This is a genomic window from Sinorhizobium chiapasense, from assembly GCF_036488675.1.
GTDB classification, from domain to species: domain Bacteria; phylum Pseudomonadota; class Alphaproteobacteria; order Rhizobiales; family Rhizobiaceae; genus Sinorhizobium; species Sinorhizobium chiapasense.
In genome coordinates, this window is record NZ_CP133152.1 from 999118 (window position 1) to 1023299 (window position 24182).

24 protein-coding genes are annotated in these 24182 nt (G+C 62.3%); 13 read left to right on the forward strand and 11 right to left on the reverse strand.

Going from position 1 to position 24182, the window contains the following annotated elements; translation table 11 throughout:
• Nucleotides 1-78 precede the first annotated feature (78 nt).
• Complete coding sequence (gene osmF / locus RB548_RS29315) at nucleotides 79-990, reverse strand: glycine betaine ABC transporter substrate-binding protein OsmF (RefSeq protein ID WP_331375906.1); 912 nt, start codon at nucleotides 988-990, stop codon at nucleotides 79-81.
• A 220-nt stretch (nucleotides 991-1210) separates the two neighbouring features.
• Here osmF and RB548_RS29320 point away from each other — a divergent pair, with 220 nt between their 5' ends.
• The gene (locus tag RB548_RS29320; RefSeq protein WP_331375907.1) at nucleotides 1211-1675 is read left to right on the forward strand and encodes a DUF4126 domain-containing protein; all 465 of its coding nucleotides are present in this window, start codon (nucleotides 1211-1213) and stop codon (nucleotides 1673-1675) included.
• A complete protein-coding gene (locus RB548_RS29325) occupies nucleotides 1672-3048 on the forward strand; it encodes an FAD-containing oxidoreductase (RefSeq protein WP_331375908.1) in 1377 nt (458 codons plus the stop codon). Before RB548_RS29320 ends, RB548_RS29325 begins: the two co-directional genes overlap by 4 nt.
• Nucleotides 3049-3186: 138 nt before the next feature.
• On the opposite strand, the gene RB548_RS29330 is transcribed toward RB548_RS29325, so the two are convergent.
• Nucleotides 3187-3741, reverse strand: a complete 555-nt coding sequence (locus RB548_RS29330) for a hypothetical protein (RefSeq protein WP_331375909.1) — start codon at nucleotides 3739-3741, stop codon at nucleotides 3187-3189.
• 169 nt (nucleotides 3742-3910) lie between these two features.
• Nucleotides 3911-4720 (reverse strand): dimethylarginine dimethylaminohydrolase family protein, encoded by an 810-nt coding sequence (locus tag RB548_RS29335; RefSeq protein ID WP_331375910.1) that lies wholly within the window; start codon nucleotides 4718-4720, stop codon nucleotides 3911-3913.
• A 201-nt stretch (nucleotides 4721-4921) separates the two neighbouring features.
• On the opposite strand from RB548_RS29335, the gene RB548_RS29340 reads away from it, so the two are divergent.
• On the forward strand, nucleotides 4922-5455 hold the full coding sequence (locus tag RB548_RS29340) for a carboxymuconolactone decarboxylase family protein (protein WP_331375911.1): 534 nt from the start codon (nucleotides 4922-4924) through the stop codon (nucleotides 5453-5455).
• Between the two features lie 23 nt (nucleotides 5456-5478).
• Here the strand turns inward: RB548_RS29340 and RB548_RS29345 are convergent, their stop codons facing one another.
• The 3 genes from RB548_RS29345 to RB548_RS29355 all read right to left on the reverse strand — a co-directional run bounded on the left by RB548_RS29345 (nucleotide 5479) and on the right by RB548_RS29355 (nucleotide 8339).
• Complete coding sequence (locus RB548_RS29345) at nucleotides 5479-5907, reverse strand: OsmC family protein (RefSeq protein WP_331375912.1); 429 nt, start codon at nucleotides 5905-5907, stop codon at nucleotides 5479-5481.
• Nucleotides 5908-6054: 147 nt separating this feature from the next.
• Nucleotides 6055-7644 (reverse strand): ABC transporter substrate-binding protein, encoded by a 1590-nt coding sequence (locus tag RB548_RS29350; protein ID WP_331375913.1) that lies wholly within the window; start codon nucleotides 7642-7644, stop codon nucleotides 6055-6057.
• Complete coding sequence (locus RB548_RS29355) at nucleotides 7644-8339, reverse strand: helix-turn-helix domain-containing protein (RefSeq protein WP_331375914.1); 696 nt, start codon at nucleotides 8337-8339, stop codon at nucleotides 7644-7646. The genes RB548_RS29350 and RB548_RS29355 overlap by 1 nt, the downstream gene beginning before the upstream one ends.
• A gap of 97 nt (nucleotides 8340-8436) precedes the next feature.
• Here RB548_RS29355 and RB548_RS29360 point away from each other — a divergent pair, with 97 nt between their 5' ends.
• From RB548_RS29360 to RB548_RS29380, 5 genes are all read left to right on the forward strand, one after another.
• Complete coding sequence (locus tag RB548_RS29360) at nucleotides 8437-9531, forward strand: ABC transporter permease (protein WP_408642468.1); 1095 nt, start codon at nucleotides 8437-8439, stop codon at nucleotides 9529-9531.
• Nucleotides 9532-9592: 61 nt separating this feature from the next.
• Nucleotides 9593-10450: an ABC transporter permease gene (locus RB548_RS29365; protein WP_408642504.1), complete on the forward strand. Its 858-nt coding sequence runs from the start codon at nucleotides 9593-9595 to the stop codon at nucleotides 10448-10450.
• Nucleotides 10450-11283, forward strand: coding sequence for an ABC transporter ATP-binding protein (locus RB548_RS29370; protein ID WP_331375916.1), 834 nt, complete (start codon nucleotides 10450-10452; stop codon nucleotides 11281-11283). The genes RB548_RS29365 and RB548_RS29370 overlap by 1 nt, the downstream gene beginning before the upstream one ends.
• A complete protein-coding gene (locus RB548_RS29375) occupies nucleotides 11280-12020 on the forward strand; it encodes an ABC transporter ATP-binding protein (RefSeq protein ID WP_331375917.1) in 741 nt (246 codons plus the stop codon). Before RB548_RS29370 ends, RB548_RS29375 begins: the two co-directional genes overlap by 4 nt.
• Before the next feature lie 135 nt (nucleotides 12021-12155).
• Complete coding sequence (locus RB548_RS29380; RefSeq protein WP_331375918.1) at nucleotides 12156-12659, forward strand: GAF domain-containing protein; 504 nt, start codon at nucleotides 12156-12158, stop codon at nucleotides 12657-12659.
• Between the two features lie 82 nt (nucleotides 12660-12741).
• On the opposite strand, the gene RB548_RS29385 is transcribed toward RB548_RS29380, so the two are convergent.
• The 5 genes from RB548_RS29385 to RB548_RS29405 all read right to left on the reverse strand — a co-directional run bounded on the left by RB548_RS29385 (nucleotide 12742) and on the right by RB548_RS29405 (nucleotide 18648).
• Nucleotides 12742-13197 carry an RbsD/FucU family protein gene (locus tag RB548_RS29385; RefSeq protein WP_331375919.1) on the reverse strand — a complete coding sequence of 152 codons (456 nt, stop codon included), beginning with the start codon at nucleotides 13195-13197 and terminating at the stop codon, nucleotides 12742-12744.
• A 235-nt stretch (nucleotides 13198-13432) separates the two neighbouring features.
• Nucleotides 13433-15817, reverse strand: a complete 2385-nt coding sequence (locus RB548_RS29390; RefSeq protein WP_331375920.1) for an aldehyde dehydrogenase family protein — start codon at nucleotides 15815-15817, stop codon at nucleotides 13433-13435.
• A 5-nt stretch (nucleotides 15818-15822) separates the two neighbouring features.
• Nucleotides 15823-16836, reverse strand: coding sequence for a deoxyribose-phosphate aldolase (deoC, locus tag RB548_RS29395; protein ID WP_331375921.1), 1014 nt, complete (start codon nucleotides 16834-16836; stop codon nucleotides 15823-15825).
• Between the two features lie 153 nt (nucleotides 16837-16989).
• On the reverse strand, nucleotides 16990-17715 hold the full coding sequence (locus RB548_RS29400; protein ID WP_331375922.1) for a DeoR family transcriptional regulator: 726 nt from the start codon (nucleotides 17713-17715) through the stop codon (nucleotides 16990-16992).
• A 225-nt stretch (nucleotides 17716-17940) separates the two neighbouring features.
• Nucleotides 17941-18648 carry a GntR family transcriptional regulator gene (locus RB548_RS29405; protein ID WP_331375923.1) on the reverse strand — a complete coding sequence of 236 codons (708 nt, stop codon included), beginning with the start codon at nucleotides 18646-18648 and terminating at the stop codon, nucleotides 17941-17943.
• 261 nt (nucleotides 18649-18909) lie between these two features.
• Between RB548_RS29405 and RB548_RS29410 the strand changes: the two genes are divergently transcribed.
• The 5 genes from RB548_RS29410 (at nucleotide 18910) to RB548_RS29430 (ending at nucleotide 24077) form a co-directional block, all read left to right on the forward strand.
• Nucleotides 18910-19998 carry an ABC transporter ATP-binding protein gene (locus tag RB548_RS29410; RefSeq protein ID WP_331375924.1) on the forward strand — a complete coding sequence of 363 codons (1089 nt, stop codon included), beginning with the start codon at nucleotides 18910-18912 and terminating at the stop codon, nucleotides 19996-19998.
• 80 nt (nucleotides 19999-20078) lie between these two features.
• Nucleotides 20079-21377, forward strand: coding sequence for an ABC transporter substrate-binding protein (locus tag RB548_RS29415; protein ID WP_331375925.1), 1299 nt, complete (start codon nucleotides 20079-20081; stop codon nucleotides 21375-21377).
• 213 nt (nucleotides 21378-21590) lie between these two features.
• Nucleotides 21591-22505, forward strand: a complete 915-nt coding sequence (locus RB548_RS29420) for an ABC transporter permease (protein WP_331375926.1) — start codon at nucleotides 21591-21593, stop codon at nucleotides 22503-22505.
• 1 nt (nucleotide 22506) lies between these two features.
• A complete protein-coding gene (locus RB548_RS29425) occupies nucleotides 22507-23328 on the forward strand; it encodes an ABC transporter permease (protein ID WP_331375927.1) in 822 nt (273 codons plus the stop codon).
• A gap of 5 nt (nucleotides 23329-23333) precedes the next feature.
• Nucleotides 23334-24077, forward strand: coding sequence for an aspartate/glutamate racemase family protein (locus RB548_RS29430; RefSeq protein ID WP_331375928.1), 744 nt, complete (start codon nucleotides 23334-23336; stop codon nucleotides 24075-24077).
• Nucleotides 24078-24182: the final 105 nt, after the last annotated feature.

Here is a 24182-nt window from a genome sequence, read left to right on the forward strand (position 1 = left end):
GTGGCGTTTCAGAAGTTGCCCGTCCGATCGAAGGCGCTTGGCCGAAACGAGCTCGAACAAGCGCCTCCATTCATCACATCATTTCAGAAAGCCGTTCTTCTTCAAGAAGTCCTCGGCAACGGTCTTGGCCGGTTCGCCACCGACCTGGACGCGGCCGTTAAGTTCCTGCAGCGTCACCAGGTCGAGCTTTTCGAAGACCGGTCTCAGGAGTTCCTCGATCTTGGGGTTTTCCTTGAGCACCGCTTCGCGGATGATCGGCGCGGGTTGATAGACCGGCTGGACGGCCTTGTCGTCTTCTAGCACGACGAGGCCCGAGGGCGCGATGCCGCCATCGGTGCCATAGACCATCGCGGCGTTGGCGCCGTTCGTCTGGTTTGCCGCCGCGGCAATCGTCGCCGCCGTATCACCGCCCGAAAGCGTGATCAGTTGGTCCGGCTTCAGCGTGAAGGAATAGGTCGTCTGGAACGCTGGCAGCGCCGCGGCCGAGTTGACGAATTCGGACGAAGCCGCAAGCTTGACCTCGCCGCCGCCCGAGACATATTTGCCGAAGTCGGAGAGCGTCTTGAGCTTGTTGGCCTCCACGACATCCTTGCGCAATGCAATCGCCCAGGTGTTGTTGGCGGGCGACGGCGTCAGCCAAACGATCTTGTTGGCGTCGTAGTCGAGTTTCTTGGCCTGCTCATAGGCCTTGGCAGCGTCCTTCCAGGCCGGGTCGTCCGCCTTCTCGAAGAAGAAGGCCGCGTTGCCGGTATATTCCGGATAGATATCGATCTCCCCGGCGGTGATCGCCTTGCGCACGACGGGTGTTGCGCCAAGCTGAACACGATCCGTGGTCTTGATGCCGTTGGCATTGAGGACCGCGAGAATGATGTTGCCGAGCACGCCCCCTTCCGTGTCGATCTTTGAGGAAACGACGACATCGGCCTCAGCCGCGGCAGCGGTGAGCACAATGGCAAAAGCGGTACCGATAACAGTCTTGATCAGGCGCATGATTGTCTCCCTCGAAATGGTCTCGCAGTTTGATCACGGATTCTCCGCTGCGTCGGGGTAAGCCATTCCATATATGTCAGGGTTCGGCGAAAAATAGAGTGAGTTGTGCGCTCGCACCTGCGGTTGAATTCTCAACACGCACAGCCTTCGATTGGACATTGCAATCGATACGGTTCTCGGCCACTCTTTGGTCCGCGCATGGAATTGTTTCGGGGGAAGCATGTCCGTCTATATTCTCGCGCTTTTCATCGGTGTGGTGGCGGGGCTTCGTGCCATGACCGCGCCCGCCGCCGCCAGCATCGCCGCGGCCGCCGGCTGGCTGCCGGTCGCCAGTAGCTGGGCGGCTTTTATGGGCTTCCGGTTCACGCCCTATATCTTCGGCCTGCTCGCACTTGTCGAATACGTCACCGATCAGCTTCCGAGTACCCCGAGCCGCAAGGTGCCGCAGCAGTTCGGCGCGCGCATCGTCAGCGGCGGCTTCTGCGGCGCGGTGATCGGCACCGCGGGCGGATCGCCTGTCGGCGGTGCGGTCGCCGGCGTGATCGGGGCCATCATCGGTACGCTCGGCGGCTACGAAGCACGAAAGCGACTTGGTCTCGCAATTGGCAAGGACCTGCCGGTCGCCCTTCTCGAAGATCTGATAGCAATTCTGCTGGCGTTCTGGGTGGTGTCCTCCGTGTCATGAGCAAGCACGTCGACGCAATCATCATCGGCGCCGGCCAAGCGGGACCCTCGCTTGCCGGGCGGCTGACCGCGGCCGGCAAGACCGTTGCGCTCATCGAACGCAAGCTTTTCGGCGGCACCTGCGTCAACACAGGCTGCATGCCGACCAAGGCGATGGTCGCGAGCGCCTACGCGATCCACACGGCCCGCCGCGGCGCCGAATACGGCATGACGACCGGCGCCATTTCCGTCGACTTCGCCCGCGTCATGGCGCGCAAGGAAAAGGTGCGCCTCGATGCCCGCTCGGGCGTGGAAAGCTGGCTCAAGGGCATGAAGAACTGCACCGTAATCGAAGGCCACGCACGCTTCGAAAGCCCGACGGAGGTCCGCATCGGCGATGAGCTGATTTCCGGCGAGCAGATTTTCATCAACACGGGCGGACGCGCAGCAGTCCCTGATTTTCCGGGAGTCGACGACGTCCCCTATCTCACCAACACGTCGATGATGGACCTCACCGAACTTCCGGAGCATCTCGTCGTCATCGGCGGCAGCTACATCGGACTCGAATTCGCCCAGATGTTCCGTCGCTTCGGTTCCGAAGTCACGGTCATCGAGAAGGGGCCGCGCCTGATCGGACGCGAAGATCCTGATGTCTCCGATGCGATCCGCGACATTCTCGATAAGGAAGGCATCCGTATCCGCCTGAATGCCGAATGCATCCGTTTCTCCAAGCATGAAAATGGGGTTGCCGCCGGCGTCGATTGCACGACCGGGGCGCCGGAAGTCATCGGTTCGCATGTGCTGCTCGCAACAGGACGCCGGCCTAATACGGACGATCTCGGGCTCGACAAGGCTGGCGTGAAGACCGACGCACGGGGCAATATCGAGGTCGATGATTTCCTGCAGTCGAACGTTCCGCATATCTTTGCGATGGGCGACTGCAACGGCCGCGGCGCCTTCACGCACACTTCCTACAACGACTTCGAGATCGTTGCCGCCAATCTCCTCGACAACGATCCACGCCGGGTGACCGACCGCATCCAGACCTACGCGCTCTACATCGATCCGCCGCTCGGTCGCGCCGGCATGACCGAGACCGAGGCCCGCAACAGCGGGCGCAAGCTCCTGATCGGTACCCGGCCGATGGCGCGGGTCGGGCGCGCGGTCGAGAAGGGCGAGACGCAAGGCTTCATGAAGGTAATCGTCGACGCGGACACCAAGGAAATCCTTGGCGCATCGATCCTCGGCACCGGCGGCGACGAGGCGATCCAGAGCATTCTTGACGTCATGTATGCGAAGAAGCCCTATACTCTGATTACCCGCGCCATGCACATTCACCCGACGGTGTCGGAGTTGATTCCGACGGTCTTCGGGGATCTTACACCGGCGAAGTAGTGCGGTGCTCATCCCTGCCGACTCTGGGGCCTTCAGAGCAATCCGGTCAGCCTCGAGCGTCTACAACGCCACGCGTCTGATAAGACGCACGGCGGTGTAGCTGCCGATTTGCGCGCGCCAGCGGCTTTTCCGCTGCAGCTATTTCACCGGTATCATAAGGTGGGCGTAAGGAGTGCCTGCCCACATCACATACGGCCGGGATGCGTCGGGCTTAGGGTCCGTCGGATAGCCTTGCATCATGTCGGTCGCGTTGACGATCATGACATGCGGGCCGGTTTCCACCCAGTTGTTACCCTCTTCGGGTTTCGTCGCATAGGGATCGGTGTTGCTTCCGTCGGTGCCGCCGGCGAGCATATACATGAACCCTACCTTTCCTTTGGGCGGCTCCTTTTTTTGCATCCATGCCGTCGCCCATTCCATCGCATTGGCATCGCCGCACATCGGGTCCGGGCCGGGTGTGGCCGGATTGTCCGGCATGCACCAGAAGCCGTTCGTGCCCTCCCTCAACGTGCGCATAGTGCCTTTCTCGTCCACAGTGTGGATCGCAGCGCCGCTTGCTACCGCAGCGGGCGCAGCGGATTCGGCGCTTTTGATCAGTGCAGCGTCGTCGGCGGCTGCGTCGGCGGCTACGCCCTGCACTGCAACCAAACTGCTTGCTGCTAATAGAGCAGCGGCCGTTAGAAGCCGTTTCATGGCCGTTCTCCCGGATCGCATTCATCGTTGTCATTGTATCGGCCGGCGGCTGTCCCGAGCCGCATTAGCCATAACTAAAATGATAGCAGATTGGGCGCCCCCGAACAATTAACGAGCAGTCACGCGCCCGCGACGATCCGGTATCGCCCCGCTGCCTGTGCGGACCGATTCACACACCTTTGCCGCAGTTGAACCACCTCAGCGACATGCAGGAGAGCCCGGCATCGATCTTGCCGATTTCCGTGGTCTTCAGCGGCACGACCTTGTAGCCCGCCTTGTCGAGCATCTCGATCGTGCGCGGGAAATCGGCGCCGACCATGACGACGTCGTTAACGCGGAGCGCATTGGCGGCCGCCTCCTCGCCCTCCGGAATGATGACCTGCCTGAATTTCTCGAAGACACCCGAGCGCGCCAGGCGATTGGTGGAAAGCACGGTTTCGTCGTCGAGTAGCGAGCAATCGGTCTTGAAGTGAAGAACGCCTTCCGGCGTCGCGACGATCTCGCTCTTACGGCCGAGCCTGTCGAGGCAGCTCCGAAGCGCTTCGGCGCCTGCTTTGTCGGTGCGGGCCGAGAGACCGATCATCACGCTTTCGCGCGTCGTCAGCACGTCGCCGCCATCGGCATAGCCCGTGCCCGGCAGGTCGAGAACAGTGTCGAACATTTCGCGCAGGGCAGGCTCGATTTCCTTGGTCTCGTTGACGCGGGTCGCGGCACCCGGCCGAAGCAGGATCGCGCCTTCGGTGAAGACCAGCGCCGGGTCCTCGACGAAGATCGAGTCCGGGAAGGCTTCGAGTGCCGGCAGAACAGTCACCTTGACGCCCGCTTCGCGCATCGCGCCGATATAGGCGTCATGCTCGGCCTTCACGCCCTCAAAGGTCGGGTTGCCGCGATCGTCAGCGCGCAGCCCGTTGACGACGGACTGCGACGGCGTGCGGACAATGATTGAGTTGAACTCGTAGACGGGGCGTGGCTGCGGCATTGTTTGCACCCTTTGGTTTGGACCAACCGTTTCTAAAGCCTGACGTGGAAAGCTGTAAAGCGGTTCTCTGGTTGCGGGCGCTCGGCGTGAAAGATAAATGACAGCCGAAAGGTGAGCGCGCGATAACATCGCGACGACATGTCCGCCGGCCTCATCTGGGTGCGGTGCCGCCAGTCCGCCTCACAGCAACAGGAAAGTATCGTGAGCCACATTCCCCAGATCGATTATGACACCGCGTCCGATGCGATCCGCGCGGCACACGACGAGGAGATCCGCCTTCGCGGGCGGATGACGAATATGAAGCGCACGCTGCTTCATTCGCCGACGGCACACCGCATCTACGCGGAGTGGTTCACGCTGCGAGAGGAATTGCGCCCTGCCCTCGACGACCGTGCCGTCTGGCTGCTCTGCCACGCGATCTCCGAGGCGATGCGTTCCCGCATCGCAATGGGATTCTTTCGCCGCGCCTTTGCCAATGCGGGAATTGATTTCAAGTCGATCGCGCCAAGCGAGGACGAGGAGCGCCTCATTGCGTTCGGTCGGGCGACCGTGGCGGATTCCAACAATGTTTCGGCCGCGATCTGGGACGGGCTGAAGGCACGCTACGACGACGCTACGCTCGTCAACCTCGTCGCCTTTGCCGGCATCATGGTCGCCACTGCATTGTTCAACAATGTCGTCGAAGTCGACTTCGATGCGGAACTGCTGCCTTACGCAGACGCGTCGTCCGCCTGACGAAGCCATCGTCGGACGCAGCGCTATTCCGATACTCTGGTCGTGAATGCGAGATTGCCGCGCAGCGTGTTGCTGACGGTGCAGATCTCGTTTTCCGTGGCCTCCGCGATCGCATAGCGAACGGTATCGTCGAAATCGCCCTTGATGGAAAACTCGATGTCGAAGCGTGCGACACGCGACGGCTCGTCGTGGGCTTTCTCGCCGGTCACCTTTGCTGAAACTTCCGTCAACCTGTCGAGCACACCGAAGCGGCTCGCGGCGATGCGGGCGCTGAGCACCAGACAGCTCGCGAGCGAAGCATAGAGAAGATCGAGCGGGCCATAGCCCGGTTGTGACGGGCTGGTGACGATATCGAGTTCGCCACCGGTGACCGATGTCACGTGCGGGAAGCCCGTGCGCCCGACGACGGCGGTCGCGCCCGTCTCCCTGGTCCTTACCTTCAACTCAGCCATTCACCGTCCCCTCCCGCTGCGCAAGCGACCGGCGCAATATCGAGGCAAAGCTCCGCTCCCGCAACAACGCCGCGGACCTTATTAGGCCGCGGCGCGATTGTTCCCAAAGAAATGGACGCGGCGCGCATGGCGATCCGCGTGCGTCGCCTAGTTCTTCTTCACCAGGCGGTAGAAGACGAAGTCGGACGTGGCGCCGTTGACGTAGCCCGCGACATTGTTGTTCATCGCCACCTGGGTCGCCGCCTGGAACATGATCACGATCGGCGACTTCTCCTGCACCTTTTTCTGCAGGTCGACATACATCGCGTTGCGCTTGGCGGGATCCGCCTCCGCCTTCGCCGCCTTGGTGGCCGCGTTGAGCTCTGCCGGAACGGCCCAGGAATTCCGCCAGGTCGTCGTCGACTGGTAGTGATCGTCGGAGTTGTCCTCGTTGAAGGCGAAGGCAGCAGCGTTGGAATCCGGATCCATGAAATCCGGGCCCCAATAGAGCAGCATCGCTTCATGGGTGCGGGCCCGATACTTGGTGATCACCTGGCTGCCGGTTCCCGGAATGATCTCGAAACTGATGCCGGCTTCAGCGAACGAAGCCTGCAGCGACTGCGCCATGTCGGTGAAGGGCGTCGAGTTGATGACATCGAGCGTCACCTTGATCGGCGTCTTGATACCGGCGTCGGCGAGGATCTTCTTCGCCTTTTCAACGTCATAGCCGTAGGGCGTCTCGTCGAGCGAGCCCGGGAAGCCTTTCGGCCAGAAGGCCTGGTGCACTTGCATCTGCCCCTTGAGGAAGCTGTCGGTCATGCCCTTGTAGTCGACGAGATAGCGGGCGGCTTCCCAGACGGCTTCCGGCTGCAGGGCAGTGGTCTTCAGGTTGAAGGAGAGGAAGTGAACGGCCGCCTGCGGATAGGATTCGACCTTCATGTTTTCCTTGCCGGTGATGCCGGCGACCTGATCGGGCGTCAGGTTCTTCGCCATGTCGACGTCGCCGGTCTCGAGCAGGAGCTGCTGGGTCGCCGCTTCTGCCACATGGCGGATAATCACGCCTTTGATCGCCGGAGCGCCGCCGAAATAGTTCGGATTGCTCTGGAGGTTCAGGAGTTCGCCGGCGCGGAAGGCGCGCAGGACGAAGGGTCCGGTTCCGGCGGAGTTGGCCTTGAGCCAGGCATTGCCGAAATCACCGTTCTGCTCGTTCGCCTTGACCGTCTCGGCATCGACGACGGATGCCGGGCGGGCGGCGAGCACGTTGAGCACGAAGGCGGACGAGAAGTCACCCTCATACTTGACGACAACCTTGTTGCCGTCGGCGGTCACCATCTTCTCGATGTTTTCCGGCGTCCAGCCGAGTTGCGTCAGGATGAAGGCAGGTGCCTTGTTGAGGGCCACGACGCGCTTGAACGAGTAGACCACATCCTCTGCACGCAGCGGATTACCGGACGAGAAGGTCACGCCGTCACGCAGGGTGAAGGTGATCGTCTTGGTGGCGTCATCCGCTGTCCACTCGCTGGCGAGGCCGGGCGCGAGCTTCTGAACGTCGGGCGCGTCATACTGCACCAGCCGGTCATAGGTCTGCGTGACATATTCGCCCGACGAGAACTCATAGGCCTCAGCCGGATCGATGCTGACGATGTCGTCGATGTTCTGGGCGACGACCAGCACATCCGCCGGCGTTTCCGCGAATGCTGCCGGCGAAACGCTGAGCGCCAGTGATGCCGCGAACACCGCGGCCTTGAAGATTTTCATCATCGCTTCTCCTGTTTTCGATGAGACTTGGTTTTTGCGGGCCGTGCCGGTGTTCCCGTGGTCTCGGCACGGCCCGCTTCCTTCGGTGCGGCGGTTCGCGGCCGGAAAAGCGGCAGCGTTCCGGTCCAGAGGATGCGCGCTGCCTTGTCGGTCCTGTTCCACCAGTAATGCGGCTGGATGCCCCTGAAATGCAGCCCATCGCCGTTCGTCAGCGTCGTCTGTTCACCATCGAGGCTGAAGAGGATCTCACCATCGAGGATGAAGACGATCTCCTCCCCTTCATGGCTGAACACTTCCGACCGGTGGCCCGGCGGGATCGTGATGACGAAGCTCGAAAGCTGATTTCCGGCAAAGTCTGCGCCGATGCGCTCGTAGGCGACCGGAGAGCCACCGACGGAAAAGACCATTCGGTCTTCAGCGCGCGAAAGACCGGTGTCGATTGCCGGGGCGAGGATGAAATGGCTGATCTCGGTGTCGAGGCCGCGTGCGATCTGGGCGAGCGTGCCAAGCGAAGGCATGGCGAGATCCCGTTCGACCTGGCTGAGATAGCCGACCGAAACACCGGCCGCATCACTGAGTTCCTGAAGCGTCATGTGCATCTGCCGCCGTCGCGCGCGCACCAGCGCGCCGATCCTCGGCTGCGGCGCGGAATTCGCGCTTGCCTGTTCGGCACGGGCATCGTCCGATGCAGTCACCGAGTCTCCTCCTCAGTAAAATTTTTTTGATCTAAGCAAATTTGTTTATATACTCCAAGCGAATTCTTGCGCTATGGGCGTGGTCCAACGCAGGGTTATGAGGGATGGAGCCGCCGTGGCAGATGACAGCACGACCACCGTCGCCGGGCCAGCGCGCCGCCGTGGCCCGACCAGCTCGGGCCATCGCCGGCTCATCGCAACGACCGGTTTTCTCGTCACGCTGGCCGTAACGTTCCTCGGACTTCTCGCGATCACCTTCTTCATCGGCCGGATCGTGCCGATCGATCCGGTGCTCGCGGTCGTCGGCGACCGTGCGCCCGCCGCCGTCTATGAGCGGGTGCGCGTCGAAATGGGCCTCGATCGTCCGTTGACGACGCAGTTCGTAAGCTATGTCGGCGACGTGCTGACCGGCAATTTCGGTACCTCGGTTTCGACCGGGCGGCCCGTTCTCGAGGATCTTGCCCGTGTCTTCCCGGCGACGCTGGAGATGGCAACGCTCGGCATCGTCATCGGTGTCCTGCTGGGCGTTCCCCTCGGGGTCATTGCCGCAAGCCGGCGCGGCTCCTGGCTCGACCAGGCAATCCGCGTCGTCGGCCTGCTCGGCTATTCGGTTCCCGCCTTCTGGCTCGGCCTTGTCGGCCTCGCGGTGTTCTATGCCCGGCTCAACTGGGTGGGAGGCCCCGGCCGCGTCGAGATCTTCCTCGACGGCATCGTGCAGCCGGTGACCGGCCTCCTGCTGATCGACAGCATCATCGCCGGCGATTGGGAGGTCTTCGGCAACGCCGTCTGGCATCTGATATTGCCGGCCTCCTGCCTCGGCTTCTTCTCGCTGGCCTACATCGCCCGCATGACGCGCTCGTTCATGCTCGACCAGCTGAGCCAGGAATATGTCACCACCGCCCGGGTCAAGGGTGTTCCGGAACGGCTGGTCATCTGGCGCCATGCGTTCCGGCCGATCCGCGTGCCGCTGATCACCGTCATCGGGCTTTCCTATGCCGGCCTGCTCGAAGGCTCGGTGATGATCGAGACGATCTTCTCCTGGCCCGGAATCGGCAACTATCTGACCGTGGCGCTGCTCAACGCCGACATGTCCGCGGTGCTCGGCTCGACCCTCGTGGTCGGTGCGGTCTTCATCGGCATCAACAAGATTTCGGACGTGCTCTATCGCGTGCTCGATCCGCGTGCGCGCTAGGGAGGTGTGTGACGTGGCGACGCTTCGCGACTGGCTGATCGACGACAGCCCCGCTTCCCCGATGCAGGCCCGGCTTGGCCGGCTCTACCGCATCTTCGGCGCGCTGATGCACAATCCGCTGGCGGTGATCGGCGCGATCATCATCGCCGCCCTGATCCTCGCAGCCCTTTTTGCGCCGTGGCTCGCGACGCACGATCCGCTACGCCAGGCACTTGCCGAACGGTTGCTGCCGCCGAGCGCCGCACACTGGATGGGCACGGACGAACTCGGGCGCGATATCTGGTCGCGCGTCGTCTACGGCGCCCGCATTACCCTGGTGATCGTCGCACTTGTCGCCGTCCTTGCGGCGCCGGCCGGACTCGTCATCGGCGTCGTCTCCGGCTATTTCGGCGGCTGGGTCGATCGCATCCTCATGGGCATCACCGATATCTTCCTGTCGCTGCCGAAGCTGATCCTGGCGCTCGCCTTCGTCGCCGCGCTCGGCCCGGGGATCGAGAACGCCATCATCGCGATCGCGATCACCTCCTGGCCCGGCTACGCGCGCGTCGCGCGCGCCGAAACGCTGACGTTCAAGAATTCCGAGTTCATTGCCGCCGTGCGGCTGCTCGGCGCGTCGAGCCTTCGGGTCAATCTCGGCCATGTGCTGCCGCTCTGCACCTCCTCGATGATCATCCGCGTCACCCTCGACATGGCCGGCATCATCCTGACAGCGGCCGGCCTCGGCTTCATCGGCCTCGGCGCCCAGCCGCCCCTGCCGGAGTGGGGCGCGATGATCTCGCGCGGACGCTCCTTCATTCTCGATCAATGGTGGGTCGCAACGATGCCGGGCTTCGCGATCATTCTCGTCAGCCTCGGCTTCTGCTTCCTCGGAGATGGTCTTCGCGACGTGCTTGACCCGAAGAGCGGAGAACAGCGCTGATGAGACCGCTTCTCGAAATCGAAAACCTGCGTGTCACCTTCCCGACGGCACGCGGCGATATCGACGTCGTCCGCGGCGTCTCCTTCACGCTTAGACGCGAGCGCCTCGGCATCGTCGGCGAAAGCGGCTCCGGCAAATCGATGACCGGCCGTTCGATCCTGAAGCTCGTGCGCGCGCCCGGGCGCGTGACCGCAGACAAGCTCGCCTTCGATGGCATCGATCTTCGCACCCGCTCGGAAAAGCAGATGCGCTCCATCCGCGGCGCCCGCATCTCGATGGTGATGCAGGACCCGAAATTCTCGCTCAATCCGGTGATGACCATCGGCGAGCAGATCGCCGAGGCGCTGCTGACGCACAAACGTCTGCCGCGGCGGGAAGTAAACGACCGCATGCATGCCATGCTCGAATCGGTACGCATCGCCGATCCGGAGCGGGTTGCGCGGCTTTACCCGCACGAGGTTTCAGGCGGCATGGGGCAGCGGGTGATGATAGCGATGATGCTCATTCCCGAGCCGGACCTGCTCATTGCCGACGAGCCGACCTCGGCACTCGACGTCTCGGTCCAGGCACAGGTGCTCGACATCATCGACGAACTCGTTCGGCGCAAGGGTATGGGGCTGATTTTCATCAGCCACGACCTCAATCTCGTCTCAAGCTATTGCGACCGGATCCTGGTGATGAACGCCGGCGAAGTGGTGGAAGGGTGCATGGCCGGCGAATTGATGAACGCCAAGCACCCCTACACACGCGGCCTCATCGCCTCCATTCCGCGTCTCGATGAAACAAGGGACGAGCTGCCCGTGCTCGACCGCAGCGCCTGGGCCAAAGCATGACCGCGCTCTCTCTCAAAGACCTCGACATCTCCTACGGCGATACGCAGATCACCCACAAAGTGAGCCTCGACATCGCCGAGGGCGAAAGCTTTGCGCTCGTCGGCGAAAGCGGCTCGGGCAAGTCCACCGTCCTGAAGGCAATCGCCGGGTTGGCGCCGGATTGGACCGGCGAGATCCGCGTTCTCGGCAAGCCGCGCAGCCACGGCGTCGACCGCAACTTCTCGCGGATCTGCCAGATGGTGTTCCAGGACCCCTATGGCTCGTTGCATCCGCGCAAGACCGTCGACGCGACGCTTGGCGAAGCGTTGACGATCCACGGCATCGGCGACCGGAGCGCCCGGGTCGAAGAGGTCATGGCATCTGTCGGCCTCGACCGGAAATTCCGCTTCCGCTTTCCGCACCAGCTTTCCGGTGGCCAGCGCCAGCGCGTGGCGATTGCCCGTGCACTGATGCTGAAACCGAAGATCCTGCTGCTCGACGAGCCGACCTCGGCGCTTGACGTTTCGGTCCAGGCGGAAATCCTCAACCTGCTCAAGCGACTGCGCCGCGAGCAGAACCTCACCTTCCTGATGGTTACCCACAATCTGCCGGTCGTCTCGTTTCTCTGCGACCGGCTGGCGGTCATGCGCCAAGGCCGCATCGTCGAAGTGGTCGGCGTCGACGAGTTGAAGCGCGGTGAACTAAAGGAACCCTATTCGCGCGAACTGATGCAGATCAGCGCCGCACACTCCACCTAGATCATTTCATTGTTTCCTTGAACCCGTGAAATGACCTAACTCTTTGAAATTACGCAAATCCGGACGAAAAACCGTTACACACTTTTCCTGGAATTGCTCGAACCCTCCTCACACAAAGCCTCCCAAGGAACTATGATGAATACCGAGCATATCGCCGCCCTGGCGGAATTTGACGCGACCATTGCCAACGACACCGGCACGGAAGCGCCCTACCGCGCGCTGCAGACGCTCAGCCGAAAGCTGATCGGCGCCAAGCTTTTCACGATCATGACGGTGGACATGGCGAACGAGCTGGCGCGCCGCGCCTATACTTCCCATCCCGACGAATATCCGGTCTCCGGCACCAAGCCGATCCACTACGATCGCTGGTTCGACACGGTCCACAAGGCGCGCGAGACCTTCGTCGCCAATACAATCGCTGACATTTCCACGGTCTTCGGCGACTACGAGACGATCGCCGCACTCGGCTGCGGATCGGTCGTGAACATTCCTGTCGTCGTCGGTGGTGAACTGCTTGGCACGGTCAACTGTCTGGACGTCGAGCATCACTACACGCCGGAAAGGGTCGCGCTTTCGAAGCTCATCGAGATGCCGGCGAAGCTCGCGTTTCTCGCAGCCGCACGGACCGCGGCGAAGTAAAGCGGGTCCGTCGCGCACCAATCTCGATCGGGTCGCGGCACGTTTATGACCGCGACGCTTCGCCTTCGTCACGCCCGAGGCGTCAGGCGGATTCCGGCGGAATGACGCCCTTGGTGAAGAGGAAGCAACCGTAGAAACGCGTCTCGCCCGTGGTGATGACACAATAGGCCTTCTTCGCCTCCTCGTAGAAAGCGAAGCGCTCGATGCCGTACATCGGTGCCGGCTTGCCCTCGGCACGATCGATCTCGGCCTGAACCTCGCGCTGCACCGCCGGGAGCTCCTCGGGTGCTCCCATGACCTCCATGCGCCCGGCCGAAGGTTGCAGCGGCGTATCGAGCGGCAGGACCGAAAGCACCGCCTTCACGGCGCGCGCGGCCGAGACATTGTCGATGTGCAGCAATTTTCCGAGCGTCGTCTGGCGCGCGATCGCGTCGGACGGGAAATTGGTGTCCGAGATGACCAGCGTGTCGCCGTGTCCCATCGAGCGCAGCGCGTGCAGCACGTCGGCGTTGAGAGCCGGGTCGATATTCTTGAGCATTCCTGTCCTCCTCCCCTGCATGATTCCTTAGATCGGAACCGATTTAAGGAATCATGTAGCAATTCATAGGGCTGCAGCGGCGGTCTGATAAGACGCGCGGCACTGTGACCACCGCCGGCAAACGTCCGGCGCCGCGCGGTCGCATCAGGCCGTTTCCAGCGCCGGTCGTCAACAGGTCGTTCTGATTTCCCCCCGCTCTTCTGGTCGTCTCCCCCGCCGGAAGAATGCGTGATCCCTACTCGCCGTAGGGGATCCAGATGTTTTTGACGTCGACGGCACGGCGCAGGAAGGCCGGGCCTTCGGCAGCCGTCCGGTCCATCCAGTCGATGGCCTTTCCGTAGTCGACGAACGTGCGCTTCAGGTTGCCGACGGAAAGCCTCTCGACCAGTTTCGAGAGCTCCGGCGAGCCGAAGGCCCAGAGCGCATCGACATCGTTGTGGGCGGCCAGCGTCTTGGCGAGCTCTACGGCCGATCCGGTGACGATATTGATAACGCCGGCCGGCACATCCGATGTTTCGAGCACGGAATAGAAATCCGTTGCCGCCAGCGGATGCTGCTCGCTCGGAACGGCTATCACGCGGTTGCCGACGGCGATCAACGGCGCGACGAGGCTGATGAGGCCGAGCAGCGGGGCCTCGGGCGGGCAGATCGCGCCGACGACGCCCTGCGGCTCCGGCATCGCCAGCGCGACGCCGCGCAGCGGCGGCTGGTGCACGACGCCCTCGTACTTGTCGGCCCAAGCGCCATAGGTGAAGAGACGCGCGATCGAGGCATCGACCTCGGCCCTGGCACCGGCGGCCGAGGCGCCGGTCATCGCGCCAATGCGATCGGCAAATTCCGCCGCACGGCTGCTCAGGTTTTCTGCAATGTAATAGAGGATCTGCGCGCGGTTATGTGTCGTTGCCGAAGACCAGGCTGATGCGGCCTGCGCCGCGACGACGGCGTTGCGGATATCCTTGCGGTTGCCTTCGCCGACCTCGCCGATCACCTTGCCTTTGGCGGAGAGCACCGGTCGCGAATAGTTTCCATCCGGCCGCGCCTGCTTACCGCCGATGAAGAGTTTGGCGGTGCGGTCGAGCGCCGGCATGGCGAAGTCGCCTGCCGCCTGTTTAAAGGCGGGTTCGGCTGGAGCAGCACGGAGCTTGCGCCCGACCCACGCCTTCGGCTTCAGATATTCATAGCATCCCTCGCGCCCGCCCTCACGGCCGAAGCCTGACTCGCGCTTGCCGCCGAAGCCGGCCGCCGCATCGAAGAGATTGGTGGCATTAACCCAGACGACACCGGCCGCGAGCTTCGCGGCCACGTGCAAGGCGAGCCCGATGGTTTCACTCCAGACGCTGGCGGCAAGGCCGTAGCGCGTATGATTGGCGAGCTGGATCGCCTCTTCCGGCGTGCGGAAAGTCATCGAAACGGCCACCGGTCCGAAGATTTCCTCCGTGGCGACGATCGATGTCGGCTGGACATTGGTGAGCAGCGTCGGCGGATAGAAACTGCCGCCCCTCGGGAGTTCGATCTTCGGCTGATGCAGGAACGCGCCCTCGGTAACGCCCTGGGTGACGAGACTTTCGATCCGCTGCAGCTGCACCGGCGCGACGATTGCCGCCATGTCGATCGCCTTGTCCAGCGGATGACCGACGCGCAGGGTTCCCATGCGCCGCTTCAGCCGCTCATAAAACAGCGGCGCAATGCCCTCCTGGACGAGAAGGCGCGAACCGGCACAGCAGACCTGGCCTTGGTTGAACCAGATGGCATCGACCACGCCCTCGACCGCGCCGTCGATATCGGCATCGTCGAAGATGATGAAGGGCGATTTGCCGCCAAGCTCGAGCGTCAGCGACTTGCCGGTTCCGGCGGTCTTCTCACGGATGAGGCGCCCGACCTCGGTCGAACCGGTGAAGGCGATCTTGTCGATATCTTCGTGCTCGACAATCAGCGCGCCGGTTTCGCCCTCGCCCGTCACCACATTGAGGACGCCCGGCGGCAGCCCGGCTGCTGCGGCGAGTTCGGCGAAGAGCAGCGCCGTCAGCGGCGTGAATTCGGCCGGCTTCAAGATGACGGTGTTGCCGAGCGCCAATGCCGGCGCGACCTTCCAGGCAAGCATCAGGAAGGGGAAGTTCCACGGGATGACCTGGCCGACGACGCCGACCGGCACCTGATCGGCAAACTCGGACTCCTGCAGCTGCGCCCAGCCGGCATGATGGTAGAAGTGACGGGCGGCCAGCGGGATATCGATGTCGCGTGTCTCGCGGATCGGCTTGCCGTTGTCGATCGCCTCGACCACTGCGATGAGACGCGCGTGGCGCTGGATCATTCGCGCCAGCGCATAGAGATGACGCGCGCGGGCATGGCCGGGTAGCTTCGCCCAGGCGCCCTGCGCCCTGCGGGCGGCGGCAACGGCGCCGTTGACGTCCTCGCGTCCGCCGAGTGCAATCTTGGCGAGCAACGCGCCGGTCGCCGGCTCGTAGGTATCGAACGTCTTTCCAGACGCCGAAGCGACGAAGGCGCCGTTGATAAAGTGGCCGAACTCGCCCTTGTGGCGCGCAAGCCACTGGCGTGCTTCCGTATCGGCCTCGGGTGCGGGACCATAGGACATTTCGTCAAAATACCTGGCAACGCTCATCGGAATTATCCTATCGGGTGTCTGTTAAGGGCCGAGTAGGCGCCGCTGACGTGATGTTCCAGCTGGCGCTCGATGTCGGCAAGCAGGCTCGATGCCCCGACGCGGAAGAGATCCGGCTCCAGCCACTCACGCCCTAGTTCGTCCTTCATAAGGAACTGGTAGTTCAGCACGTCTTTTGCCGCCGAAATGCCGCCGGCCGGCTTGTAGCCGACCTTGAGTCCGGTGCGCTCCTGATAGGCCCGGATCATCCTGAGCATGACGAGCGTCACGAGCAGCGTCGCGTTGACGCCTTCCTTGCCGGTCGAGGTCTTGATGAAGTCGGCGCCGGCCATCATGCAGACGAGCGATGCGCGGGCCACGTTGCGCAGCGTCTTGAGATCGCCGGTCGCGAGGATCGCCTTGACATGGGCGTCGCCGCATGCCGCACGGAAATCGCGCATCTCGTCATAGAGCGCCTGCCAATTGCCGGTCAGCACATGCTCGCGCGTGATGACGATATCGATCTCGCGCGCGCCATCGGCGACCGAGGCCTCGATTTCCTTCAGCTTCACGTCGTGCGGCACAAGACCCGCCGGAAAGCCGGTGGAGACCGCGGCAACCGGGACGCCGGAACCCTCGAGCGCCTCGACGGCGGTCGAAACGAAACGATGGTAGACGCAGACGGCGCCAGTCGTGATGCCGCGATCGCCCATGCCGAGCGCCGCGAGAATGTCCTGGCGCACGGGCTGGCGCGCCTTGGCGCACAGCCGTTTGACACGCTCGGTCGTGTCGTCGCCATTGAGCGTAGTGAGATCGATGCAGGTCACGGCCTTCAGCAGCCAGGCGGCCTGGGCGTCCTTCTTGACGGTGCGCCGCCCCGGCAGCGTCGCAACGCGCCGCTCCGCCGCCGACAGATTGACGCGCTGATCGACCACCCAGGAAAGGTCGAGCTCGACGCCATCGTTGCGCGGCCAATTGTGACCGACGCCGGCGGTCTCAGCAGGTCTCGCCGCCGTGCTCTTCACAGCAAGGTCTTCCAAACGACTACTCCTCGTATCGCCGATGTCGCCCTTGGGCGCGCATCTTCGCAGCTTTTGTCCGCCTTGGCGACATTGTTATCTTTCTATCTATTTATGTTAAAATTCCACCAAACGGCCCATCTGTCAAGCAAAGAGCCGCGTCCGCGAAACGCCCTATGCGACCGCCGTCTCGCCGTCTTCCGTGATAATCGCCCGAAAGGCGCCCGTGGGCGCGAAAAAGGCCGGCTTCAGCTTGCCGATCTTGCTGCGATCGACAACAAGGTAATTTTCCCGGGCGAGCGAGATCACCTTCTGTTTGATCGGCACCTCATGGAAATGAACGCAGGTCGCTCCCCGCTGTTGGTCGATCCCGGCGGCCGAGAGAAACGCGACATTGATGCCAAGCCGATCAAGCGTCTCCAGGCCGGAATCGCCTGAGAAGGATGCCGACGACGGATGATAAAGACCACCCAGCATGACGATCCGCACATTGGGTTTCCGGGTCAGGCGGTCGGCCGCGTTCAAAGAATAACAGACTGCGGTTATTGAATAATTTTCCGGAATGAGGTCGACGAGATATTCAAGCGTCGTGCCGCAGTCGATGAAGATCGTCTCGTCGGGAAGAATGTATCGTGCAGCATGGGCGCAGGCCTCACGCTTGGCGGCCGCATGACTGTCGGCCGCGCGCGCGAGTTCATAGGGAACGTCGCTTTCGATATCGGCCGCGGGAACGATGTGACCCCCGAGATAGCCGAAAAGCCCGGGATTGTCGGCAATGTCGCGACGTACCGTCATTTCCGACACGCCAAGCAAAACGGCAGCCTCTTTCAGATGCAGCACGCGCCGCGCCGAAAGCGCGTCGGTCAAGGTCGTGATACGCGTCGACTTGCGGTTGGCCATCGGTCTCGGTTTCCGCGATCCACAATGCGAGCGAGAGCCCGCACAGCACAATATTTGTGAGAATTATCACAGAAATTATCCCGCGGGCAAGCGGCCTCAAACCGGCCACTTGAACGTGGATCCTAGAGCATCCCGCTTTCAAGCGGAATCACTGAAAGCGGATAAGATGCTCTAGAATCAAAGTGCTAGAGCGTCCTTTGTGCGTTCACTTGAACGCACGGCGCTCTAGAGACGCAGAACGTCTTTCAGATCACCGCTTTGCTTCGCTTGGAGATCGAGGTCGGCCTCAATATGGTTGATATGATCGAGCATCAGCCTGCAGGCAGCCTCGATATCGCCGCTCTCCAACGCGTCGATAATCTGCTGATGCTCGGCGTGGCCGCAGCTTGAGACCACGGACTGGCCGTAAAGCGCAATCACCAGCGAGGACCGTGCAATGAGTTCGTCCATGAAACGCTGGAGAATGGCATTTCCGGTGATCGCCGCGAGCGCCAGGTGGAAGTCGCCGGAGGCCTTGATCTCGGCACGACGCGCCGACTGGCCGCGCTCGCTTGTCAACCGCTCCTCTTCGGCAAGCAGCGCACGCAGCTCCTTGATCTGCCGCTTCCCTAGGTGACGGGTCGCTTCGCGCAAGATGCCCGGCTCGATAAGCCGGCGAGTCGCAAAAATCTGCTGCGCCTCGGCAATCGAAGGATAGGCGACAAAGGCGCCCCGATTTTTTTCGACCGTGACAAGCCCTTCGTAAGAGAGCGCCTGGAGTGCGGCTCGAACGACGGTGCGACTGACATTGAAAAGGCCGCCAACATCGTTTTCGGAAAGCTTGGTGCCGGGCGCGAGACGCCGCTCGACGATCGCCTCACGGATCGAGTCGCGGATATGGGAAGCACCGATTTCGACGGCGTTTTCGGAGGTGGCGAGGTTTGATGAGGTCATGAGGCTGGCGATCCGGACATGCCGACACTCTAGCGTGACGGAGGCGGGAAGTTAACAGCCATTCGCACGCAATTATTTGCGATATTGTATACGATTGCCTTAGTTATTGGCGACAAACGCCTATAAAATGTGCACTTGGTCAGTGGCGACCCGTACCGCTTCGCTGCGGCGGGTAATTATCTCCTACAGATCATGCCCTTATAGCCTGGCGAGCGAACTGGCACGCTTGATGCTTCTCTGCTTTCGCAAGGAGAATACGCCATGTCAAAAGCGGCAGAGATCGATATTGCCTCCGTTTCCAAGATCTACGGAACGACTACCGCCGTCCATTCGATAAGCCTGAAGATCCCCGCCGGCAGCTATTGCTGCTTTCTCGGACCTTCCGGCTGCGGCAAGACATCGACACTGCGTATGATTGCCGGTCACGAGAGTATTTCGTCCGGCGACATTCGCCTCGGCAACACGGTGGTCACGGATTTTCCGCCGGCGAAGCGCGGCACCGCAATGATGTTTCAATCCTACGCGCTGTTCCCTCATCTCGATCTCGTCGACAACGTCGCATTCAGCCTGAAGATGAAGGGCGTCGAAAAGGACGAGCGCCGGGCGAAGGCGCTGGAAATACTGAAGCTGATGCAGATGGAAGCCTATGCGACGCGCCGCCCGGCGCAGCTTTCGGGCGGCCAGCAACAGCGCGTGGCGCTCGCCCGGGCGCTCATCACTGATCCGGAGGCGCTGCTGCTCGATGAGCCGCTTTCCGCGCTCGACCCGTTCCTGAAGGTCCGGATGCGGGCGGAGCTGAAGAAGCTGCAAAAGACGCTTGGCATCACCTTCGTGCACGTGACCCACAGCCAGGAAGAGGCAATGGCGCTCGCCGACCTGATCGTCATCATGAACAACGGTCGGATCGAGCAGGCGGCGAAGCCACGGACCGTTTTCGAAAAGCCGGCGACCGCTTTCGTCGCGCGCTTCATGGGCGACCATAACGTGCTTTCGGGCCGCGTGACGAAGATCGAAGATGGCATCGTGACGCTTCACGTGCCGGAAGGCCAGAGCTTCACCGTGCGCGATATCGCGCAGGAGGTCGGCAAGCCAATCGATATCGGCATCCGCACCGACCGCGTCCGTCTTGAGCCGGCCTCGGAAAAGTCGCTCGGCTTCCAGGGCATCGTGTCGAATGTCGAATATCGCGGCGCTTCCGTGAAAATCACCGTGATCGGTGCAGGCAGCGACGACTTCACCGTGATCCTCTCCGACGCCGACTATTTCAAGAGGCCCGTGTCCGTCGGCGATGCGGTGTCCTTGAGCTGGGCCCTGGAGGACGTGATCCCTCTCGGCCATCTTTCAGCATAGCGAGACCAGAAAGCTGCGAAGCATTTTCGCCCGCGTCTTGCTCAAAACTAACCACTAAGCACCAAGAAGGGGAACTGCGCATGACAACCGAAGCCAATTCATTGAAAGCTCAAAAGGGTATCTCTCGGCGCTCGCTGCTTAAGACCGGCGCTGCCGCCGTCGGCGCCATCGCCGGATCCGGTGCGATCACCGGCTTCCCGACCATCTGGGCGCAGAACCCGATCACGCTCCGCCAGTTCGGTACCGGCGTTTCGAACATCAACGCGATCGCCGAGAAGTGCAAACAGGACCTCGGCATCACGCTGGAAATGACGGCGACCGACTCCGACGCAGCCGCCCAGCGCGCCGTCACCCAGCCGGACTCCTACGACATCGCCGACATCGAATACTGGATCGCCAAGAAGGTCTTCCCGGCTGGCGTCATGCAGCCGATGGATGTCACCAGGATCAAATATTACGACAAGATCGTGCCGCTCTTCATCAACGGCAAGCTGAAGCCCGACAGCGTGATCGCCCAGGGCACCGCGCCGCACACCGTCGGCTTCGTCGAAGCGCAGGATTCCAAGACCTTCGCCAAGGAGCCGACGCAGTGGATGACGCTCATCCCGACCATCTACAATGCCGACACGCTCGGCATTCGCCCGGACCTCGTCGGCCGCGAGATCACCACCTGGGCTGACATCATGGATCCCGCCTTCAAGGGCAAGGCGGCGATCCTCAACATCCCGTCGATCGGCATCATGGACGCCGCCATGATCATGGAGGCCATGGGCAAGATCAAATATGCCGACAAGGGCAACATGACGACGGACGAGATCGACCAGACGATCGATTTCCTCATCAAGGCCAAGCAGGGCGGCCAATTCCGTGCTTTCTGGAAGTCCTTCGACGAGAGCGTCAACCTCATGGCCTCGGGCGAGGTAGTCATCCAGTCCATGTGGTCGCCGGCGGTCGCCGCCGTCCGCTCCAAGGGGGTCGCCTGCAAGTACCAGCCGCTGAAGGAAGGTTACCGCGCCTGGGGCGGCGGCCTCGGTCTTGCCGCCCATTTGCAAGGCGCTCAGCTCGACGCCGCTTACGAATATATCAACTGGTATCTCTCCGGCTGGGTCGGCGCCTATCTCAACCGCCAGGGCTACTATTCCGCCGCTATGGAGACGGCCAAGGCGCATATGTCAGAGGACGAGTGGGGCTTCTGGGTCGAAGGCAAGCCGGCAAAGGGCGACATCCTCTCCCCAGAAGGCAAGGTCATGGAAAAGGCTGGCGCGGTGCGCGACGGCGGCTCGTTCGAGAAACGCATGGGCAAAGTCGCGTGCTGGAACTCGGTGATGGACGAGGACCGTTACATGGTTCGCCGCTGGAACGAGTTCATCGCGGCGTAGGCATCGCCCCTCGCTCATGTGGCGAAATGCCCCTCACCCTAGCCCTCTCCCCGCACGCGGGGAGAGGGGACGAGCGCGCCGCGCTCGCACTTTCATTGGCGAGAGCGGAGGGGGACGAGAAGGTCGCCGCAAGTCCCTTCTCCCCGCGCGCGGGGAGAAGGTGCCGGCAGGCGGATGAGGGGCACTCCAGAAGCAATTTCAAGAGGATCTATAATGGCGACAATTGCGACTTCGCAATCAGCAGAGGTCACGGCGGGCAAGGCACCCCGCGCCCTTGGCGCACCCGGGTGGCTGATCGCCTACCTGCAGGCCACCCCCCTCATCCTGATCCTCGGCTTCTTCTTCATCCTGCCGATCCTCACGATCTTCGTCGTCAGCTTCTGGGACTACGACTTCGCCGGGCTCTATCCCGATTTCCTGACGATGAACTATACCGACACGCTCGGTTCGTGGGTGACGTGGAAGACCTATCTCAACACACTGAAATTCACGGCGATCACCTGGGCGCTGACGCTCGCGATCGGCTTCTGGGCCGCCTATTTCCTTGCCTTCCATATCCGCACGACGACGATGCAGATGGTGCTTTTCCTCGTCTGCACCGTGCCGTTCCTCACCTCCAATATCATCCGCATGATCTCCTGGATCCCGGTTCTCGGCCGCAACGGCCTCGTCAACTCGACATTGATCCAACTCGGCATCATCCCTGAGCCGATCGAATGGCTGCTCTATTCCGATTTCGCCGTCGTGCTCGCCATGGTGCATCTCAACACGCTCTTTATGGTGACGCCGATCTTCAACACGCTGATGCGTATCGATCGCTCGCTGATCGAGGCCGCGCGCGATTGCGGCGCGAGCGGTTCACAGATCCTCTGGAACGTCATTCTGCCGCTCGCAAAGCCCGGCATGGCAATCGGCTCGATCTTCGTCGTGACGCTGGTGATGGCGGATTTTTCCACCGTGCAGGTCATGTCCGGCGGGCAGAGCGCGTCGGTGGCGCTGATGATGAAGAACCAGATGTCGTTGCTGCAGTACCCGGCGGCAGCCGCCAACGCCGTCGTGCTGCTGATCGTCGTGCTTTTGATGGTCGCCGCGATCCTCCGGGTCGTCGACATCCGAAAGGAGCTCTGACGTGAGCCACGATAGACGGACATTGGAGTTCTATGTGCTGACCGGCTTCTTCGCGCTGTTCGTGCTGTTCCTTTACGGGCCGCTGTCGGCGGTGCTGATCCTCTCCTTCCAGGGGCCTGACGGCGGTCTCACCTTTCCGCTGAACGGCGTTTCGCTGCACTGGTTCTACAACCTCTTCGAAAAGCAGGCTGTCGGAGATTTCGGTGCCTCGTTCCGCCGGTCCTTCACGCTCGGGCTGATGGTCATGGTCGTCAACGTCGTCGTAGCGCTGTTGGCGGGGCTCGCCTTCCGCCACCGCTTCCGCGGCTCGACCACACTCTTCTACGTGACGGTCGCGAGTCTCGTCGTACCTTCGATCATCATTTCGCTTGGCATCGGCGTCGTCTTCCAGCAGTTCGGGCTGAAGCCCGCCTGGTATTCTTCCGGCTTCGGCGCGCACCTCACCTGGACGCTGCCTTTCGGCGTACTGATCATGTTCGCCGTCTTCAACCGCTTCTCGCCGGCCTATGAGGAAGCCGCCCGCGACCTCGGCGCAACACCATGGCAGACCTACCGTCATGTCGTGCTGCCGATGATCGCGCCGAGCCTCATCGGCGTCGGCCTCTTCGGCTTTACCCTCTCCTATGACGAGTTCGCCCGCACGCTGATGACGTCGGGCACCTACAACACGCTGCCGCTCGAAATCTACGGCATGACAACCAACGTGACGACGCCGGTGCTCTACGCCCTTGGCACGGTCACGACATTGTTTTCCTTCACCATCATCCTCGTCGCTCTCGCCGTCATTCTCGTGCTGAGGCGCCGGCAGGCAAAGATAAGCTGACATCCATGCGCATTCTGATCGTCAATCCGAACACCACCGCCTCAATGACGGAAAAGGCCGCGCAAGCGGCATGCGCCGTCGCCGGACACGGGACGGAAATCGTCGCGGCGACCTCCAGAAACGGGCCCGCCTCGATCGAGGGCCATTATGACGGCGCTATCGCCGTGCCGGGCCTGCTTCTCGAACTCCGTGCGGGACAGGCAGCCGGCGCCGACGCCGCCATCATCGCCTGTTTCGATGACACCGGCCTCGAGGCGGCGCGCACGCTCGCCGACATCCCGGTGCTGGGGCTCTGCGAATCCGCCGTGATGACGGCTGCGCTTCTTGCCCAGCGCTTTACGGTCGTCACCACGCTGGAGCGCTCTCGCGTTCTCATCGAAGACCTCGTCATACGCTATGGCATGGCTGGCCGCGCAAAGGTACGCGCTGCCGATATTCCCGTGCTCGATCTTGAGGACAAGGCGTCCGGCGCACTCGCCAAGCTCAGGCGCCAGATCGAACTGGCACTTACCGAAGACGGAGCCGAAGCGATCGTTCTCGGCTGCGCCGGCATGGCCGATCTGGCACACGTGCTGCAGCGCGAATACGGCGTGCCGGTCGTCGACGGCGTGGCGGCGGCGGTCAAGCAGGCGGAGGCGCTCGTCTCGCAGGGGCTTACGACCAGCAAGCGCGGCTCCTATGCTGCGCCACTTCCAAAAGCCTTTGCGGGCTCGATGCAGGCCTTCGCGCCGGAACCGCCTTTGCGCTGAGCTCCCTCTCCGTCAAACGTTCCGGTTGCAGCACCGCTCAAGCGGCCTTGCCTGTCGCATGCGCGATTGACAAGGCCCCGAGAAGGTTGACAAAGTGACGCTCGA

Excerpts from the sequence above, each read along its gene's own strand:
- RB548_RS29390 (WP_331375920.1), bottom strand. The coding sequence starts at position 15,817 with ATGAGCGTTGCCAGGTATTTTGACGAAATGTCCTATGGTCCCGCACCC.
- RB548_RS29360 (WP_408642468.1), top strand. The coding sequence starts at position 8,437 with ATGAGGGATGGAGCCGCCGTGGCAGATGACAGCACGACCACCGTCGCC.
- RB548_RS29420 (WP_331375926.1), top strand. The coding sequence starts at position 21,591 with ATGGCGACAATTGCGACTTCGCAATCAGCAGAGGTCACGGCGGGCAAG.
- RB548_RS29400 (WP_331375922.1), bottom strand. The coding sequence starts at position 17,715 with ATGGCCAACCGCAAGTCGACGCGTATCACGACCTTGACCGACGCGCTT.
- RB548_RS29320 (WP_331375907.1), top strand. The coding sequence starts at position 1,211 with ATGTCCGTCTATATTCTCGCGCTTTTCATCGGTGTGGTGGCGGGGCTT.
- RB548_RS29345 (WP_331375912.1), bottom strand. The coding sequence starts at position 5,907 with ATGGCTGAGTTGAAGGTAAGGACCAGGGAGACGGGCGCGACCGCCGTC.
- RB548_RS29325 (WP_331375908.1), top strand. The coding sequence starts at position 1,672 with ATGAGCAAGCACGTCGACGCAATCATCATCGGCGCCGGCCAAGCGGGA.
- RB548_RS29365 (WP_408642504.1), top strand. The coding sequence starts at position 9,593 with ATGCAGGCCCGGCTTGGCCGGCTCTACCGCATCTTCGGCGCGCTGATG.
- RB548_RS29330 (WP_331375909.1), bottom strand. The coding sequence starts at position 3,741 with ATGAAACGGCTTCTAACGGCCGCTGCTCTATTAGCAGCAAGCAGTTTG.
- RB548_RS29405 (WP_331375923.1), bottom strand. The coding sequence starts at position 18,648 with ATGACCTCATCAAACCTCGCCACCTCCGAAAACGCCGTCGAAATCGGT.
- RB548_RS29430 (WP_331375928.1), top strand. The coding sequence starts at position 23,334 with ATGCGCATTCTGATCGTCAATCCGAACACCACCGCCTCAATGACGGAA.
- RB548_RS29385 (WP_331375919.1), bottom strand. The coding sequence starts at position 13,197 with ATGCTCAAGAATATCGACCCGGCTCTCAACGCCGACGTGCTGCACGCG.
- RB548_RS29350 (WP_331375913.1), bottom strand. The coding sequence starts at position 7,644 with ATGAAAATCTTCAAGGCCGCGGTGTTCGCGGCATCACTGGCGCTCAGC.
- RB548_RS29415 (WP_331375925.1), top strand. The coding sequence starts at position 20,079 with ATGACAACCGAAGCCAATTCATTGAAAGCTCAAAAGGGTATCTCTCGG.
- RB548_RS29410 (WP_331375924.1), top strand. The coding sequence starts at position 18,910 with ATGTCAAAAGCGGCAGAGATCGATATTGCCTCCGTTTCCAAGATCTAC.
- RB548_RS29335 (WP_331375910.1), bottom strand. The coding sequence starts at position 4,720 with ATGCCGCAGCCACGCCCCGTCTACGAGTTCAACTCAATCATTGTCCGC.
- RB548_RS29380 (WP_331375918.1), top strand. The coding sequence starts at position 12,156 with ATGAATACCGAGCATATCGCCGCCCTGGCGGAATTTGACGCGACCATT.
- osmF (WP_331375906.1), bottom strand. The coding sequence starts at position 990 with ATGCGCCTGATCAAGACTGTTATCGGTACCGCTTTTGCCATTGTGCTC.
- RB548_RS29375 (WP_331375917.1), top strand. The coding sequence starts at position 11,280 with ATGACCGCGCTCTCTCTCAAAGACCTCGACATCTCCTACGGCGATACG.
- RB548_RS29370 (WP_331375916.1), top strand. The coding sequence starts at position 10,450 with ATGAGACCGCTTCTCGAAATCGAAAACCTGCGTGTCACCTTCCCGACG.